This is a genomic window from Paenibacillus artemisiicola (assembly GCF_017652985.1).
GTDB classification, from domain to species: Bacteria; Bacillota; Bacilli; order Paenibacillales; family Paenibacillaceae; genus Paenibacillus_Z; species Paenibacillus_Z artemisiicola.
Genome location: NZ_JAGGDJ010000003.1, coordinates 1 through 15,345, shown reverse-complemented (window position 1 = coordinate 15,345; position 15,345 = coordinate 1). Strand labels below are relative to the sequence as shown.

Genomic DNA, 15,345 nt, shown 5'->3' with positions numbered 1-15,345 from the left:
TTCGCGGCGATGCCATAGGAAGCGGGCGGTTCCGAAAAACTTTCTTTGTTTACTAGACAAACAAAGTTTTGCGATGCTAGAATAGCCGTAAGAACGTTTTCATCATGGCGTTTCATCATAACCCCGCCGCGTGAAGCGGACACCATTTTGGAGGGATTTCATTCCATGGCGTATTTCAAGAACATCGGCAAAATCGCGTACGAGGGCAAAGGCTCCGACAACCCGCTCGCATTCAAACATTATAATCCGCAAGAAGTCGTGCTCGGCAAAACGATGGAGGAGCACCTGCGCTTCGCCGTCGCCTACTGGCACACGTTCACGGCATCCGGCGCCGATCCGTTCGGCGTGGGCACGGCGGTCCGCGGCTGGGACAGCGCGAACGAGATGGACCAGGCGAAGATGCGCGTCGAAGCGAACTTCGAATTCCTGAACAAGATCGGCATTCCGTTCTACTGCTTCCATGACCGCGACATCGCGCCGGAAGGCGCTTCGCTCGCCGAGACGAACAAGAACCTCGACGTCATCGTCGACCTGCTGGAGCAGGGCATGAAGGACACCGGCGCCAAGCTGCTCTGGAACACGGCGAACATGTTCACGAATCCGCGCTTCGTGCACGGCGCGGGCACGACGTCCAACGCCGACGTCTACGCTTACGCCGGCGCGCAGCTGAAGAAGAGCCTCGAGATCGGCAAGCGCCTCGGCGCCGAGAACTACGTCTTCTGGGGCGGCCGCGAAGGCTACGAGACGCTGCTCAACACCGACATGGCGCTCGAGCTCGACAACCTGGCCCGCCTGTTCCACATGGCCGTCGCGTACGCGAACGAAATCGGCTTCGGCGCGCAGTTCCTGATCGAGCCTAAGCCGAAGGAGCCGACGAAGCACCAGTACGACTTCGACGCGGCGACGACGATCGCGTTCCTGCAGAAGTACGGCCTGAAGGATTACTTCAAGCTGAACCTCGAAGCGAACCACGCGACGCTGGCCGGCCACACGTTCGAGCACGAAATCCGCGTGGCGGCGATCAACGGCATGCTGGGCTCGCTCGACGCGAACCAAGGCGACCTGCTGCTCGGCTGGGACACGGACGAATTCCCGACCGACCTGTTCTCCACGACGCTGACGATGTACGAAGTGCTGAAGGCCGGCGGCATCGGCAAGGGCGGCGTCAACTTCGACGCGAAAGTGCGCCGCGGCTCGTTCGAGGACGAGGATCTCTTCCTCGCGCACATCGCGGGCATGGACACGTACGCTTGGGGCCTGAAGGCGGCCGCGAAGCTGATCGATACGAACCTGATCGACGGCTTCGTCGAGAACCGTTACCGCAGCTTCAAGGAAGGCATCGGCGCCGAGATCGTCGCCGGCCGCGCCACGCTGGCGTCGCTGGAGCAATACGCGCTGCAAAACAACGCCATCAAGAACGAATCCGGCCGTCTGGAACGGATCAAACTGCAGCTGAACGAAATCATTTACAGCGTTTAAGAGGGAGGCTTTCCATTCCATGTCTTACGTCATCGGCGTCGACTTAGGCACGAGCGCGGTGAAGGCGCTGCTCCTGGACCGGAGCGGCGCGGTCGCCGCGGAGGCCTCCCGCGACTACCCGCTGTTTCACGAGCATTCCGGCTGGAGCGAGCAGCGGCCGGACGATTGGGTGACCGGCACGCTCGAAGCGATCCGGGAGCTCGTCGCGGAAGCCGGCGTTCCCGCCGGCGAGATCGAAGGGCTCAGCTTCTCGGGCCAAATGCACGGCCTCGTCCTGCTGGACGCGGACGGCAATCCCGTCCGCAACGCGATCCTGTGGAACGACACGCGCACGACCGCGGAATGCCGCGAGATCGAGACGCTGGTCGGCAAGGACCGGCTGCTCACGATCACCCGCAATCCGGCGCTCGAAGGCTTCACCCTGCCGAAAATCCTCTGGGTGCGCAAGCACGAGCCCGACGTCTTCGCGCGGGCCGCGTCGTTCCTGCTGCCGAAGGACTACGTCCGCTACCGGCTGACGGGCGCCCGGCACATGGATTACTCCGACGCGGCGGGCACACTGCTGCTCGACGTGGCGAACAAGCGCTGGAGCGGCGAGATGCTGGAAGCCGTCTCGCTCCCGGCCTCGTTCGCGCCGCCGCTCGTGGAATCCCACGCGCTCACGGGCACGCTGCTGCCGAATCAAGCGGCGGAGGCCGGGCTGGTCGAGGGCACGAAGGTGTTCGCCGGCGGGGCGGACAATGCCTGCGGCGCCATCGGCTCCGGCATCCTGCAGGAAGGGCTGACGATGTGCAGCATCGGCACGTCGGGCGTCATCCTGTCCTATGAGAAGGACGGCGGCAACGACTTCCGCGGCAAGGTGCATTTCTTCAACCACGGCAAGGAGGACGCCTTCTACGCCATGGGCGTCACGCTCGCGGCGGGCTACAGCCTGAGCTGGTTCAAGAACGCGTTCGCGAAGGGCGAATCGTTCGACGAGCTGCTGCAGGGCGTCGGCGACGTGAAGCCGGGCGCGAAAGGGCTGCTCTTCACGCCGTACCTCGTCGGCGAACGGACGCCGCACGCGGATTCCGTCATCCGCGGCAGCTTCGTCGGCATCGACGGCTCGCACGAGCGGGTGCATTTCGCCCGGGCGGTCATGGAAGGCATCACGTTCTCGCTGAACGAATCGGTCGCGATGTTCCGCGAAGCCGGCAAGACGGTCGGCACGATCGTCTCGATCGGCGGCGGCGCGTCCAATCCGGTGTGGCTGCAGATGCAGGCGGACATCTTCAACGCCGACGTCGTGTCCCTGGAGAACGAGCAGGGGCCGGGGCTCGGGGCGGCCATGCTGGCGGCATACGGCTGCGGCTGGTTCGACAGTCTCGAGGCGTGCGCGGAGCGGTTCGTCAAGCGCGCGTCCGTCTACAAACCGGAACCGTCCGCCGTCGAAGCGTACGAAGGCTTGTTCCGCGTCTACCGGGACGTCTACGCGTCGACGCGGGCGCTGAACGAAGGGCTTCAGGCTTACCGGTAACGCGCTCGCAGCATCAAGGCAGCTTGGGCTCCACGCAAGACCGCAAGACCGCAAGACCGTCACTGGCTGAATCGCCGTTCCCTCGCAAGCGGGGGAACGGTTTTTTGTGCCGTCCTCGGGCGATAGGGCTCAGGTTAGCGGCGTGAGAGAAAAGCTAACGTAAATAGGTGTCGAGTAATGGTAATATAGCCCGAGAAAATTGCAGCGAAACGGAGAGAAGGCGAGAAAGTTTAATTATTTAGCTTAATATCCCACAAAAACGTCCGGAATTCGGCGAAATACGAGCTGTTTCTTCCTGGTATTCACCCCGTATACTAGATATGGAAACCAAGTTGACATCAAACTATCGACAACAGGGGCGGGAATCGGATGGGGAACGCAAAACGCAAATGGACGGTCGGCGCCAAACTGATGGCGTCATTCTTGAGCGTGCTGCTGCTGCTCGCCGCGAACGGCGCCGTCAGCTACGCGATGATGGCCAAGATGAAGCAAACGAACGGCGACCTGGCCGGCAAATGGGTGGTCGGCGCGGAGACGATCAACCGGATCAACTATTTGACGGAGCATGTGATGAACCTGCAGTACCGGCTGCTGTCCGAGCCGAACGCCGCATTGAAGAAGCAGTACGCCGGCGACGCCCGGACGGCGATGGCGAGCATCCATGAGAGCTTCGACACCTACCGTTCGGTGCTGGGACCGGACGACGAGACGGAGAAGGAGCTGTTCGACAAGCTCGTCGCCGCGTGGAAGGCTTTCGAGGTCGATTACAACGACGCGGCCGCGCAAGCGGACGCGAACCGGCTGACGGGCGAGCAAGCGGACGCGCTGCGGAAGGAATCCGAGGGCTCCTTCGCGGCGCTGCAGTCCAATCTGGATTATCTGGTGCGGAACAACCACGGCGGCGCGGACGAGGCGAAGCGGCAGAGCGCCAAGCTGAGCGCGCGGTCCGGCGCCGCGGTGCTGATCGCGGTGGCCGCCGGCATCGTGCTCGTCGCGCTGCTGACCGTCTACGTGCGCCAAGCGATCGCGAAGCCGATCCGGCTCGCGGCGCGGGTCGTGGACGAGGTGGCCGGCGGCAGCCTGACGGCGGACGTGCCCGCGGTGCGCAACCGCGACGAGATCGGCGGACTGTTCGCCTCGCTGCGGACGATGGTCGCGCAGCTTCGCGCGGCCATGCTGGGCGTGCAGGAGGCTTCCGCCGGCATCGCGTCGTCGTCGCGGCAGATGTTGGCCGTCTCCGAAGAGAACGCCAGCTCCTCGCATCAGGCGGCCCAGGCGGTGCAAAGCATGGCGGAAGGCGCCGAGCGCGCCTTCGCGCAGTTCGCGGACGCGAGCCGGACGACCGGCGAGCTCGGCGCGGGGATCGATCGGATCGCCGATTCGACGGCGGTCGTCGCGTCGCTGTCGGCGGACGCGAGCCGGCTCGCGTTGTCCGGGCGGGAAGCGGTGAACGACGCCGTCGCCCGGATGGTCGCGGTGAACGACAGCGTCCGGCTCGCGGCCGACCGGGTCGGTCTGCTGGAGACGCATTCGCAGAGCATCGGCGCCATCTCGAAGCTGATCGGCACGATTTCGAAGCAGACGAACCTCCTGGCGCTGAACGCGGCGATCGAAGCGGCCCGCGCGGGCGAGCACGGCAAGGGCTTTGCCGTCGTCGCGGACGAGGTGCGCAAGCTGGCGCGGCAGACGACGGAAGCCGTCTCCGAGATCGGCTTCGTCGTCGGACGGATCGCGGGCGACACGCGCGAGACCGCCATGCGGATGCGCGCGAGCGCGCAGGAAGCGGAAGCGGGGATGAGCGCGGTCCAGGCGGCCGGCGCGTCGTTCGCCGAAATCGCGGAGGCGTCGGAGCGGGTGTCGGGCCAGGTGCGGGAAGTCGCCGCCGCCTCCGAGCGGATGGCCGACGGCTCGCGGCAGCTCGTGCGCGCCATGCAGCTCCTGGAGCGCTACGCCAAGCAGAGCGCGGAGACCGCCGCGACCGTGGCCGCGACGTCAGAGGAGCAGACGGCCTCGGCCGAGCAGATCGCGCTGTCGTCCCGTTCGCTGAGCGGCATCGCCCTCGAAATGAACGAGCTGGCGGCGGGCTTCAAGCTGTAAAGCATGCTTCAAGCTGTAAAGCATGCTTCAAGCTGTAAAGCATGCTTCAAGCCGTAAAGCATGCGAAAACCTCCGCTTCCCGCGGTCAACGCCGGGAGGCGGAGGTTTTTTTTTGGCGTGGCCGCGCGCCTTGCTCGCCCCTGCTTATCGGTCGCCCGCGCTTATCTATAGGCGCTCCAGATGTCCGACGGCGCGACGCCGAGCTGGCTCGCGATCAGCTCCGCCGTGAGCCGCTGGGGCTTTTTGATTTTGCCGTTGCGGATGTTGGAGATGGTCGTGAGCGAGATGTTCGTGTTCTCGGCCAGCTGGGTGACGGACAGCCGCTTCTCCAGCATGAGCAGCCGCAGCTTATAGGACGAATCGGTCGGCTCGCCGCGTCCGGGCACCGCCGCATCGGCGGTTCCGGCGGGCGGAGCCGCTTGCGCGAACGCGCCTTTGACGGGCAGCATGTCCACGACGAGGATGGCGAAGCACTTGAACGACCCGTCCCCGCGATAGAACGGCTTGACGAGCGAATGGACCTGGAACCGGTCGCGGAACAGCTGCAGCGTGAACCGGAATTCGCCGGTTTTGCGGTCGTCCTGCAGCTCCCGGAGCCCATCGCGCACGCGCGCGCGGTCCTGCCGGACGACGAAGCGGCTGCTTTCGGTCCGCGACAGCTCCAGCCGGTCGTAGTGAATGGGGCCGCGGTAGCTGCGCAGCGAGACGATCGTGCCGGCGGTCGTCAGCAGCATGGAGACGAACGGGTCGCGTTCGTAGGCCGCGTCCTCGATCCATTTATGCTCCGACCGGTCGCGGATCGTAATCATGGCGAAGCTTTCGTCGTCCGTCGCTTTCATGCGCTTCGCATGCAGTTCGCCGAAGAGCGGCGCGTGCTCCGACAGCGAGAACGGCGATTCTGCAAACGCTTCCGGATTGCGCCGCGTCAAGGATGCGCACAGCCGCTCGACGATGGGCCACAGCGGGTTCGTCCCCGCGAGCGGCAGCGACGCCAGCTCGAGCCCGATCAGGCGCTCGCTCTTGAAGCCGGTCAGCGTCTGGAAGGCTTCGTTGCACGCGTAGACGAAGCGTTTGTTGCGGAACGTGCGGACAATCAGGACCGCGTCGGGAGCATGCGCGAATACATCCACCATTATCATCAGCACCTTAGCTCGAATTGTCGTTCTATTATAGCACAGCCCTTCGGTTTCGCATCCATAAATAGGACCGGGCGCGGCGCCGGCATGGCCGGTATGGACGGCGGGGGAACGGGGCACGCTATGCGGGTTGGAACATTTAACCGATAAGGGTGAATCCGCTATGCAAAATGATACCGCGTTGTTGTTTCAATTCGCCGATTCCCGCACCGCGTCGCTCGCGCGCGGCACGTACGAAGAGCTGGGCTACGATCCCGTCGTCCAGCAGGGAAACGAGGTGCACATCCATATGCTGGGAGACGACCTGACCTCCGCGCTGGAAATCGCGCAGGCGCACGGCGGGCAGCTCGCCGTGCAGTCCACGATTCCGGACATCGAGCTGACGAACGACGCATACCGGATGGAGAATATCACGATTCCGGCGCATGTCGTGAACGAAGACTGGATCGCCCGGGAGGAAGGGCAGGAGCTCGCCAACCGCGACGACGATGCGCCCGCGGAGGACGAATTCTTCCCGGACGACGGCTCGTACGGGTACTTCTCCGGCGACGTGCACCTGTAATGAAGCGCGCGGCGCGCGAAAAAGGCTGACGGGCGGACGATCCGCCGGTCAGCCTTTTTATTCGCGCGCCGCGGCATGGCTGCCCGCGGCGTAGCCCGTCGAGAACGCGGCCGTAATGTTGTAGCCCCCGGTATACCCGTGCACGTCCAGCACCTCGCCGCAAAAATACAACCCCCGCATCAGCTTCGACGCCATGGTCTTCGGATCGATTTCCTTCAGATTCACCCCGCCGCCGGTGACGAACGCATCCTCCAGCTTGAGCGTGCCGTACGCCCGCATCGGGAACGCCTTGATCAGCTTCGCGAGCCCGAGCCACGCCTGCTTCGGGATATTGTCGTACGTCAGCTGCCCGTCGAGATCGCTTTCCTTCAATAATAAGGGGACCATGCGCTCCGGCACGTAGCCCTTCAGCACGTTCTTGACCGCCTTCCGGGCATCCTCGCGGGCAAGCCGCAGCGACTCCTCGTATACGTCGTTCGCGCTCGCGTCCGGCAGCAGATCGATCGTGAGCAGGACGTTCCGCGCGCCGCTCTTCTTCAACTCCTTGACGACGAACTGGCTGCAGCGCAGCGCGATCGGGCCGGAGATGCCGAAATGGGTGAACAGCAGGTCGCCCCGATGCTCGACGATCCGCTTGCCCTTCGCGTTCCAGACGGAGAGGCCGACGCCGCGCAGCGAGAGGCCCTGCAGCTCCTTGCTCTGAATGTACGGCTCGTTGGACGTGATCGGCACCTCCGTCGGGAACAGCTCCGTCACCGTATGGCCGGCTTTCTCCGCCCACGGGTAACCGTCCCCGGTCGAGCCGGTATGGGGCACGGATTTGCCGCCCGTCGCGACGACGACGCTGCGCGCGCCGATCGTCTCGCCCGTCTTCAGCGCGACGCCCCGAACGCGGCCGTCTTCATAGAGGACGCGGGCGACCGGCGCGTTCACCCGGATCTCGACCCCCAGCTTCCGCACCTGGCTCACGAGGGCGTCCACAACGGTCTTCGCTTTGTCCGAGACGGGGAACATCCGTCCGTTGTCCTCTTCCTTGAGCCGTATCCCGAGCCCCTCGAAGAAGGCGACGATCTCGCGGTTGCCGAAGCTCGTCAAGGCGCTGTACAGGAAGCGGCCGTTGCCCGGGATATGCGCGATCAGCTCGTCCATGTCCTTGTTGTTGGTCACGTTGCACCGGCCGCCGCCGGAGATGCCGAGCTTGCGGCCCAGCTTGTCGCCTTTGTCCAGCAGCAGCGTCTTCGCGCCGCGCCTGCCGGCGGCGATGCCGGCCATCAAGCCGGCCGAGCCGCCGCCGATGATAATGACGTCGTAGTTCACTTGATAATCTCCCCGATTAATCCTCGTCGTATGGCGAAGGAATAAGGCCTTCGCCGCCGTTACCTATCATACTATCCAGTTCCGAGAGCGTCTACACGGCGCGTTCGGAGGAGATCGGCAATCGAGCATTAATGGAATAATATGACAAATTTTATAGAACGCGCGAACCTCGTCGAAAGTCGTTGTAAAAACAATAGACCTGTGATTTAATCGGATTAACGGGTAATTCGGATAACCATTAACTGGGTTTCTTCTGAAGGGTGGGACTCATTTTAGTGTGGAAGCTTATTCTTTTGCAATTCTTTCTCGCATTTCTACCGGTATTTATTTTTCAATTCTGGTATGACTACTCGAAACCACGCAAAAGAGTACCTTACCTCCTAATCGTGTTTTGCGGCGCCAGCATGCTGCTCGGCATCGCGGCTTGCGTCGAAGTGAAAGGGTTCGGCCTGGACTACCTGTACGCGCAGTTGATGCTCGGTTCCCTCTACGGGGGAGGCTGGGTAACCTTGGCGCTGACCATCGTCTATCTCGCCGCCGAGCAGCTGATGATGGAGGGAAGCTGGGGCTGGATCGAAATCACCGGCACGCTGCTGTTCATCATCCCGATCGTCTCGCTTTACAATCATCGCTTCGTGCAGTTGAAGCAAAGGACGAAGTATGCGGTCGTGCTCGGCCTGACGGGGCTCCTGCTGCTCATTCGGTTCTGCGCGTTCATTAATTATAGCTACGTTTCGCATCCCGGCCTGTCGATGGCCGATTACGCGTGGATGCTCGCGCATGAGCTGGGCTATTTCGTTATTATGCCGCTCGGGCTCGCCTGCTCGGAGCATTTCGTCCGGCATCAGAACGTCAACCGCCGGCTGCATCACATCTCCGACAGCTTCCGCATCGAGGTGCAGAAGCTGCAGCAATTCATCGAGGAGACGCCGCTCGGCGTCATATTCGTCGACGCGTCGGGCACGATCACGCACATCAACGAGATGGCGATCCACCTGCTCCGGGACAAGGTCGGCGCCAAGCAGCGCCACGAGCTGATCGGCCAGCCGTTCACGATCATGTACGACCACATCGAGAAGGACGTGCTCGGCCGTCTGTTATATCAGGCGCTGAACGGCCACAAGATGACGACGGAATACGTGCAGGAGATGGGCAAGATCTACGTAAACACCGGCGTCTGCGTGCGCGACATCCAGAACGGCGAAATCATCGGCGCGGCGATCATCGCCCACGACATGACGGAGCTGAGCCGGCTGCGCGACGAAATCGGACGGATGGAGCGGCTCAGCCTCGTCGGACAGATGGCCGCCAGCATCACGCACGAGATCCGCAATCCGATGGCGGTCATTCGCGGCTTCGTGCAGCTGATGCGCGAGCGCAGCCCGGACCATCAGAAGGAATATTACCGCATCGTGATGGACGAGCTCGACCGGGCCAACAGCATCATCAGCGACTTTCTGTCGCTGGCCCAGAACCGGGTCATCGAGAAGGACAGCCAGTCGCTGCACGACATCATCAACGAGATTTTGCCGCTGCTGTGGGCGGACGCGAACATGCGCGGCCAATCGCTGGAGCTGAAGCTCGCCGAAGACGTCCCGAAGCTGCTGCTGAACGAGAAGGAAATGAAGCAGCTGATTCTGAACCTGGCCCGCAACGGCATGGAAGCCATGGACCAGCACGGCGTGCTGGCATTGGAAACGTATACATACGAGCAATTCGTGGAGCTTCGGGTGATCGATAACGGCAGCGGCATTCCGCAAGAGAAGCTGGAGCACATGTTCGAGCCCTTCTATACGACGAAATCGCACGGCACGGGCCTCGGATTGCCGCTGTGCCTCAGCATCATGGAGCGCCATGGCGGCGTCATCCAGGTGGAGTCGCAGGAAGGCGTCGGCACGACCTTCTACGTGCGGTTCGACCGCAACCGCAACGCCCTCGAAGCGGCGGCGGCGCTTAGCCGCTCCTGACTCCGATTCGAGCCGGCGCAACCGGACGGCATCGGCCATGCCTCTACATAAGCGTTCCGCCGCGCGCGCATACTACCCTTGGAAGGGGGTGCCAGCAATGGAACGCAATTCGCAGTCCGGCAGTGCTTCCGGGAAGGCGGCGGCCGGCAAGAAGAAGCAGAGCGCCAAAGCGCCGGAATCGGAAGGCTACGACAAGAAATTAGACGGCCCCAATCGCCCTTCCATTTAAGGAAGGAGAATGGGCATGAACGAGAACGAGCAGCGGCCGCAAGCGCCGGCGATCGGCGCGGACGATCCGGATCTGGATCCGTACGAAATCGAATTCCTCCCCGAGTTCCGCGCCGGCCGCGGTCCGCGGGGGCCGTTCGTCAACGGCAGCGGCGTCGTGATCGGCGACCATATGTACGAGTCGCCGCAGTCGCCGCTGTCGAATTGGACGGAGGAGACCGATCCCGCCGTCATGGCGGGGGACGAGTGGGTGCATCCGTTCAAGGACGTCGGCTTCCTGACGAGCGAGAACCGGGATTATTTCGAACGGGGCATTCCGCCGAAGGGCGGCATCTTCGCGCATCCCGACAAGGATGCCGCTTACGGGGCGGCGGGAGACGGCGTCTCCGGCGAGGAGCCGTAAATCCGGCAGCGAAGCAATCGGGCTCAGGTCCGATTGCTTTTTCTTTGCTTTCGATACGATCGGGGGGTATAATAGGAATTAAAATCATCATTACCATCCCTATCAATAACGCTTAAGGAGCGATGACAGATGTCGATGTCTTTCGAACGATACATGCTGGATATGATTCAACCGATGCGGGACGATCTGACCCGTCTCGGCATCGAGGAGCTGCGCACGCCGGAAGCGGTGGAAGAGAAGCTGCCGGGCGCCCAAGGCACCGCGCTCGTGGTCGTTAACTCCGTCTGCGGCTGCGCCGCCGGCCAATGCCGCCCGGGCGTCGCGCAGGCGCTGCAGTCCGACCTGAAGCCGGACCACCTGTTCACGGTCTTCGCCGGCCAGGACAAGGAAGCCACGGCCAAGGCGCGCGAATATTTCGCGCCGTATCCGCCGTCCTCCCCGTCCATCGCGCTGATGAAGGACGGCGAGCTCGTGCACTTCATCGAGCGCCACCAGATCGAAAACCGTTCGGCCGCCGAAATCGCGGCGGATCTGACTTCCGCGTTCGAGCGGTACTGCCAATAATAGAGGTGATGGGATGAGCTTGCAGCAACAGATCATTCAAGAGCTTGGCGTCAAACCGGAGATCGATCCGAAGCAGGAGATTCGCAAGCGCGTCGATTTCCTCAAAGACTATGTCCGCAAATCGGGCACGACCGGCCTGCTGATCGCGATCAGCGGCGGCATCGACAGCGCGGTCGCCACGGGCCTGTGCAAGCTGGCGACCGACGAGCTGAGCGAGGAGAGCGGCAAGGAGTATATGACGCTCGGCGTGTTCCAGCCGTACGGCGAGCAGGTCGACATCTCCGACAGCTACGCGGTGGCGGAAGCGTTCAACCTGAAGCACCGCGTCGAGACGAACATCCAGGAAGCGGTCGACGAAATCGCGCTCGAGGTCGAGCACGGCTTGAAGGCGATCGGCATCTCGCGCCATCTAAGCCGCGGCGGCAAAGGCAACGTCAAGGCGCGCACCCGGATGGTCACGCAGTACGCGCTCGCGTTCGAACTGAACCTGCTCGTCGTCGGCACCGACCACGCGTCCGAAGCGATCACCGGCTTCTACACGAAGTGGGGCGACGGCGCGGTGGACATCACGCCGCTCAGCACGCTGAACAAGCGGCAGGTTCGTCTCATCGCCGCGGAGCTCGGCGTGCCGGGCGCGGTCGTGACGAAGGCGCCGACCGCCGGGCTGTGGGAAGGCCAGACCGACGAGGACGAGCTCGGCATCACGTACGACGAGAACAGCGATTACCTCGAGGGCAAGCCCGTCAGCGACGCGGCCCGCGAGAAGCTCGAGAAGCAGTACCTCAAGACCGCCCACAAGCGGAACACGATTCCGGGCATTTAACGGCCAGCGATGACCGTTTGTCCGCCGCCCTTCGGCCATAGCCGGAGGGCGGTTTGATTTCGGCGGAACGCCGCCGATAAGGCGGAAGCAAGCGATTATGGACGGCGGCGCCGGGCGCCGCCGCCGAAGAAGGCGGAGGAAGCGCGATGATACATGGAATCGGGCATGACCTCGCGTCGCTGGAGCGGATCGAGCGGATCCTGCTCGGCGAAGCGGGCCAGCGGTTCCGCGAACGGATCTTGACGGCGCGCGAGCGGGAGCTCGCCGCGTCGTACGGCGGGACGCGGCTGATCGAATTCGTCGGCGGCCGGTTCGCCGCCAAGGAAGCGGTCTCCAAAGCGTTCGGCTGCGGCATCGGGGGCACGCTGCGGTTTCACGATATCGAGATCGACCGGGCGCCGGGCGGGAAGCCGCTCTGCCGCTTGACCGCGAGCGCCTGGGAGCGGCTCGGCCTGCGGGCGGCGGACATGACGATTCACGTGTCCGTCACGCATGACCGGGCGCTGGCGTCCGCCTATGTCGTCGCGGAGCGCCGCGCGTCATCCACGTCTGCATAACTCCGCATAACGCCGTCACCCTTTGCCCATAATGGGAATAGATAGTAGAAACAAGACGGGCAGGGGGCGCGTACGGCGATGAGAACGGAATGGCTGGCGAAGCGGATGTTCAGAAGCGGGAAGCAGGTGCCGCTCGACGGAGAATACGGCGATCTATGGGGAACCCGGTTGGCCCTGTTCAAGGGCGATCTGTTCCCGTTCCACCCGCAGATGGGCGAGTCCCGATGGTCGTACAGAGGCCCCCTCGGAATGGGCATGCCCGCCTGGAAGGGTCCAGGCGGTGCAGGGCGGCTGACGGGAGAGCGGTGATCTGACGTTCCGGTCGGCCGGGCCGCTGGCGGAAGCGCTCCTTGCCAAGCGCGGCCTGAGGGGAGCGCGACCGAGATGCCGGGCGGCCCGAGACGGGCACGGCCCAAGCAATGAAGAAGACCCTTGCGGGATGCGCGATTCGCGCCCCGCAAGGGTCTTCGTTTTATTTTTTGGCGCTTAGCCAGGAAGCGAGCTCGTCGATCTGCGCGTCGGACAGCCTGCCGTTAAAGGCCGGCATCCCGCCGCCGCCCTGCTTGATTTGCTTCTCGATTTGGTCCTTCGTCATGCGTTTGCCGACCTTCGTCAAATTGGTGGACGCGCCCATGCGTCCCTGCAGGTCCGTGCCGTGGCACGAGACGCAGTTGGACTTGAAGACTTGCGGCGTATCGGCGGATCCGATGGTCGTCTTCGCCGACGAACCGCAGCCGCCGAGCAGCAGGAGCGCGGCCGGCGCGAGGACGAGCAAGAGGCGGGCGGCTCCGCGAGGGGCGAGTAGAGTGGCAGCAATTGGCATGTGATGCGTCAGCCTCCATCGTTTGGATGTATGTTCCAGTATAGGCCTTATTAGGTACGTAAAGCAACCGGATGCGGTGTGGCTTTATCGGGATAAAGTGCGTTATAATAGTACGGACTTGTATACAAGATATCGAGCCAGCGAATAAACATTTTTGATGATTGGGAGCCGCAATGAAACTGACCTACAAGACGATCATTCAAAATTATTTTCACCGCTTTCACGCGGAAGTATCCATGGCGGCGTTCACGCGCACGAATCCGGGGATCCGGGATCAATCGACGCCCGAATTTTACCGCTTCTGGATGATACAAGAGGGCGGAGGCCGGCTGCAGATCGGAGGGCGCTGCCTCGATTTGCAGCCGGGACAGCTGCTGCTCGTCCCGCCGGGCACGCGCCAGTCCTTTACCGCGGAGAACGACGAGACCGTCGGGCTGTATTGGTGCCATTTTCGCGCCTCCATCGGAGATATGGACATGTTCGAGCTGCTCCAGCTGCCGATCTCCGTCGTTCCGTCGGAACCGGAGCGCGTCGCGGGGCTGTTCTGCCGGCTGATCGACGCCTGCCATTCCACCGCCTTGACGAGAGAGCTGCACATCCGCTCCGCGATGTTCGAGCTGCTTGCCTGCTACTTGGAGTACGGGGGCTTCAGCGAATCGTCGCTGCGCGAAAACGAGCCGCTCGACAAGATCGATCATGTGCTACAATACATTGAAGAGCATCTGTCCGGTCCGATCGCCGTGGAAGACATGGCCCGTCTGGCTTATTTGCACCCGAACTATTTTATCGGTTATTTCAAAAACCTGATCGGCTACGCACCGGCCCAGTACGTCCTCTACCGGAGGTTGGAGCGCGCCAAGGAGCTGCTGGAACGAAAGGACGCCAGCATCTCCGACGTCGCGCGGGCGGTCGGCATGCAGAACCATTACTTATCGCGGATGTTCAGGCATTACACGGGCCTGACGCCGAGCCGGTACAGACAGATCTATCATCAAACCGCTGCCCATTGCGAGCAAGCCGCGGACAAGGAGGACAACGAGTGGTAACGACGGAGGCGGCGGCTTATTTCAGCGAGGAGCTGCTGCATTGGTATTTGGCGAATAAACGGGACCTTCCCTGGCGGATGAACCGGGATCCTTACCGCGTCTGGGTGTCGGAAATCATGCTGCAGCAGACGCGGGTGGACACCGTCATTCCGTATTACGAACGGTTCATGGCGAAATTCCCGACGGCGGCCGCCCTGGCGGAGGCGCCGGAGCCGGAAGTGCTGAAGTGCTGGGAGGGCCTCGGCTATTATTCGCGCGCCCGCAATTTGCAGGCGGGGGCCAAGGAAGTGGTCGCCCGCCACGGCGGCGCCGTGCCGGACGACCGCGACGCCGTCGCCGCGCTGCGCGGCGTCGGGCCGTATACGACGGGCGCGATCATGAGCATCGCGTTCAACCGCCCGGAGCCGGCGGTGGACGGCAACGTGATGCGCGTGCTGTCGCGCTACTTCTGCCTCGAGGAGGACATCGCGAAGCCTTCGACCCGCGTCGGCATCGAGAAGCTGGCCGCGTCGCTCATACCGGAAGGCGCGGCGGGCGACTTCAACCAGGCGCTCATGGAGCTCGGCGCGCTCGTCTGCACGCCGAAGTCGCCGGGCTGCTTGACCTGCCCGGTTATGCGGCATTGCGAAGGACGCATGGCCGGCAAGGAACATGAGCTGCCGGTCAAGTCGAAAGCGAAGCCGCCGCGCCGCGAGACGCGCATCGCCGCGCTCGTCGCCGGCAGCGGCGCGAATGCCGGCAAGCTGCTCGTCCGCCGGCGGCCGGACAGCGGGCTGCTCGCGCAGATGTGGGAGCTGCCGCATGTGCTGGCGCCGGAGGCGCCCGGG

At 63.3% G+C, this 15,345-nt stretch carries 16 protein-coding genes; 13 read left to right on the top strand and 3 right to left on the bottom strand.

The window, feature by feature from the left end; genetic code table 11:
- Positions 1 to 165 precede the first annotated feature (165 nt).
- The 3 genes from xylA (at position 166) to I8J29_RS05950 (ending at position 5,092) form a co-directional block, all read left to right on the top strand.
- Positions 166 to 1,479: a xylose isomerase gene (gene xylA / locus I8J29_RS05960; protein ID WP_208846771.1), complete on the top strand. Its 1,314-nt coding sequence runs from the start codon at positions 166 to 168 to the stop codon at positions 1,477 to 1,479.
- A gap of 19 nt (positions 1,480 to 1,498) precedes the next feature.
- Positions 1,499 to 2,995 carry a xylulokinase gene (gene xylB, locus I8J29_RS05955; RefSeq protein WP_208846770.1) on the top strand — a complete coding sequence of 499 codons (1,497 nt, stop codon included), beginning with the start codon at positions 1,499 to 1,501 and terminating at the stop codon, positions 2,993 to 2,995.
- 369 nt (positions 2,996 to 3,364) lie between these two features.
- Positions 3,365 to 5,092 carry a methyl-accepting chemotaxis protein gene (locus I8J29_RS05950; protein ID WP_208846769.1) on the top strand — a complete coding sequence of 576 codons (1,728 nt, stop codon included), beginning with the start codon at positions 3,365 to 3,367 and terminating at the stop codon, positions 5,090 to 5,092.
- Between the two features lie 161 nt (positions 5,093 to 5,253).
- On the opposite strand, the gene I8J29_RS05945 is transcribed toward I8J29_RS05950, so the two are convergent.
- A complete protein-coding gene (locus tag I8J29_RS05945; RefSeq protein ID WP_208846768.1) occupies positions 5,254 to 6,225 on the bottom strand; it encodes a helix-turn-helix domain-containing protein in 972 nt (323 codons plus the stop codon).
- Between the two features lie 166 nt (positions 6,226 to 6,391).
- On the opposite strand from I8J29_RS05945, the gene I8J29_RS05940 reads away from it, so the two are divergent.
- Entirely contained in the window at positions 6,392 to 6,790 is a 399-nt protein-coding gene (locus I8J29_RS05940) for a hypothetical protein (RefSeq protein ID WP_208846767.1), read from the top strand.
- A gap of 57 nt (positions 6,791 to 6,847) precedes the next feature.
- Here the strand turns inward: I8J29_RS05940 and I8J29_RS05935 are convergent, their stop codons facing one another.
- Positions 6,848 to 8,107 carry a BaiN/RdsA family NAD(P)/FAD-dependent oxidoreductase gene (locus I8J29_RS05935; protein WP_208846766.1) on the bottom strand — a complete coding sequence of 420 codons (1,260 nt, stop codon included), beginning with the start codon at positions 8,105 to 8,107 and terminating at the stop codon, positions 6,848 to 6,850.
- A gap of 404 nt (positions 8,108 to 8,511) precedes the next feature.
- Between I8J29_RS05935 and I8J29_RS05930 the strand changes: the two genes are divergently transcribed.
- The 7 genes from I8J29_RS05930 to I8J29_RS05905 all read left to right on the top strand — a co-directional run bounded on the left by I8J29_RS05930 (position 8,512) and on the right by I8J29_RS05905 (position 12,958).
- Positions 8,512 to 10,074, top strand: a complete 1,563-nt coding sequence (locus tag I8J29_RS05930; RefSeq protein WP_208846765.1) for an ATP-binding protein — start codon at positions 8,512 to 8,514, stop codon at positions 10,072 to 10,074.
- A 97-nt stretch (positions 10,075 to 10,171) separates the two neighbouring features.
- Positions 10,172 to 10,303 carry a hypothetical protein gene (locus I8J29_RS34150; RefSeq protein ID WP_276316258.1) on the top strand — a complete coding sequence of 44 codons (132 nt, stop codon included), beginning with the start codon at positions 10,172 to 10,174 and terminating at the stop codon, positions 10,301 to 10,303.
- Positions 10,304 to 10,318: 15 nt separating this feature from the next.
- The gene (locus I8J29_RS05925; protein WP_240545952.1) at positions 10,319 to 10,705 is read left to right on the top strand and encodes a DUF3905 domain-containing protein; all 387 of its coding nucleotides are present in this window, start codon (positions 10,319 to 10,321) and stop codon (positions 10,703 to 10,705) included.
- Between the two features lie 129 nt (positions 10,706 to 10,834).
- On the top strand, positions 10,835 to 11,269 hold the full coding sequence (locus tag I8J29_RS05920) for a BrxA/BrxB family bacilliredoxin (RefSeq protein WP_090644525.1): 435 nt from the start codon (positions 10,835 to 10,837) through the stop codon (positions 11,267 to 11,269).
- A gap of 13 nt (positions 11,270 to 11,282) precedes the next feature.
- Positions 11,283 to 12,092: an ammonia-dependent NAD(+) synthetase gene (nadE, locus tag I8J29_RS05915; RefSeq protein WP_208846763.1), complete on the top strand. Its 810-nt coding sequence runs from the start codon at positions 11,283 to 11,285 to the stop codon at positions 12,090 to 12,092.
- Positions 12,093 to 12,238: 146 nt separating this feature from the next.
- Positions 12,239 to 12,649: a holo-ACP synthase gene (acpS, locus tag I8J29_RS05910; RefSeq protein WP_208846762.1), complete on the top strand. Its 411-nt coding sequence runs from the start codon at positions 12,239 to 12,241 to the stop codon at positions 12,647 to 12,649.
- Positions 12,650 to 12,727: 78 nt separating this feature from the next.
- Complete coding sequence (locus tag I8J29_RS05905) at positions 12,728 to 12,958, top strand: hypothetical protein (protein ID WP_208846761.1); 231 nt, start codon at positions 12,728 to 12,730, stop codon at positions 12,956 to 12,958.
- A 163-nt stretch (positions 12,959 to 13,121) separates the two neighbouring features.
- Here I8J29_RS05905 and I8J29_RS05900 read toward each other — a convergent pair whose 3' ends face one another.
- A complete protein-coding gene (locus I8J29_RS05900) occupies positions 13,122 to 13,472 on the bottom strand; it encodes a c-type cytochrome (RefSeq protein ID WP_208846760.1) in 351 nt (116 codons plus the stop codon).
- Positions 13,473 to 13,645: 173 nt separating this feature from the next.
- On the opposite strand from I8J29_RS05900, the gene I8J29_RS05895 reads away from it, so the two are divergent.
- Both I8J29_RS05895 and mutY read left to right on the top strand, forming a co-directional pair.
- Positions 13,646 to 14,518: an AraC family transcriptional regulator gene (locus I8J29_RS05895; RefSeq protein WP_208846759.1), complete on the top strand. Its 873-nt coding sequence runs from the start codon at positions 13,646 to 13,648 to the stop codon at positions 14,516 to 14,518.
- The coding region (gene mutY, locus I8J29_RS05890) for an A/G-specific adenine glycosylase (RefSeq protein ID WP_208846758.1) at positions 14,512 to 15,345 on the top strand (834 nt) is incomplete at its 3' end. The genes I8J29_RS05895 and mutY, both read left to right, overlap by 7 nt.

Excerpts from the sequence above, each read along its gene's own strand:
- xylA (WP_208846771.1), top strand. The coding sequence starts at position 166 with ATGGCGTATTTCAAGAACATCGGCAAAATCGCGTACGAGGGCAAAGGC.
- xylB (WP_208846770.1), top strand. The coding sequence starts at position 1,499 with ATGTCTTACGTCATCGGCGTCGACTTAGGCACGAGCGCGGTGAAGGCG.
- I8J29_RS05950 (WP_208846769.1), top strand. The coding sequence starts at position 3,365 with ATGGGGAACGCAAAACGCAAATGGACGGTCGGCGCCAAACTGATGGCG.
- I8J29_RS05945 (WP_208846768.1), bottom strand. The coding sequence starts at position 6,225 with ATGGTGGATGTATTCGCGCATGCTCCCGACGCGGTCCTGATTGTCCGC.
- I8J29_RS05940 (WP_208846767.1), top strand. The coding sequence starts at position 6,392 with ATGCAAAATGATACCGCGTTGTTGTTTCAATTCGCCGATTCCCGCACC.
- I8J29_RS05930 (WP_208846765.1), top strand. The coding sequence starts at position 8,512 with ATGCTGCTCGGCATCGCGGCTTGCGTCGAAGTGAAAGGGTTCGGCCTG.
- I8J29_RS34150 (WP_276316258.1), top strand. The coding sequence starts at position 10,172 with ATGGAACGCAATTCGCAGTCCGGCAGTGCTTCCGGGAAGGCGGCGGCC.
- I8J29_RS05925 (WP_240545952.1), top strand. The coding sequence starts at position 10,319 with ATGAACGAGAACGAGCAGCGGCCGCAAGCGCCGGCGATCGGCGCGGAC.
- I8J29_RS05920 (WP_090644525.1), top strand. The coding sequence starts at position 10,835 with ATGTCGATGTCTTTCGAACGATACATGCTGGATATGATTCAACCGATG.
- nadE (WP_208846763.1), top strand. The coding sequence starts at position 11,283 with ATGAGCTTGCAGCAACAGATCATTCAAGAGCTTGGCGTCAAACCGGAG.
- acpS (WP_208846762.1), top strand. The coding sequence starts at position 12,239 with ATGATACATGGAATCGGGCATGACCTCGCGTCGCTGGAGCGGATCGAG.
- I8J29_RS05905 (WP_208846761.1), top strand. The coding sequence starts at position 12,728 with ATGAGAACGGAATGGCTGGCGAAGCGGATGTTCAGAAGCGGGAAGCAG.
- I8J29_RS05900 (WP_208846760.1), bottom strand. The coding sequence starts at position 13,472 with ATGCCAATTGCTGCCACTCTACTCGCCCCTCGCGGAGCCGCCCGCCTC.
- I8J29_RS05895 (WP_208846759.1), top strand. The coding sequence starts at position 13,646 with ATGAAACTGACCTACAAGACGATCATTCAAAATTATTTTCACCGCTTT.